We start from the raw sequence: 277 nt of genomic DNA on the forward strand, positions 1-277 counted from the left end.
GCCGCGCCCGGCGCTGCTCGGTCAAGACGCCACCAATCCAGCGGTCCATCATTTCCAGCTGAGCCAGACGCTGACGTTCGCGCAGCGTTTCGGCATCGTCGCTCGGCTCACCTGCGGCCGATGCTTTCGATTCGGTCGCAGCGACTTGCGGGCCCTGTGTCCATGGATCCTGCGCGCTTCCCGACGACGCTTCGTGGGAGGGAACGCTTCGCTCTCTATCGCGTGGCTGGTCGTCGCTCATGCTATCTCCCTCATATCGATTCCCCTCATACGACGT

At 63.5% G+C, this 277-nt stretch carries 1 protein-coding gene; it reads right to left on the minus strand.

Annotation, left to right across the window (positions count from 1 at the left end; genetic code table 11):
* Positions 1–241, minus strand: a 241-nt coding sequence (locus P8629_RS11765) for a hypothetical protein (protein ID WP_278166312.1), incomplete at its 3' end; no start/stop codon positions are given.
* Positions 242–277: the final 36 nt, after the last annotated feature.

Source organism: Hydrogenovibrio sp. 3SP14C1, from assembly GCF_029625905.1.
GTDB lineage: Bacteria > Pseudomonadota > Gammaproteobacteria > Thiomicrospirales > Thiomicrospiraceae > Hydrogenovibrio.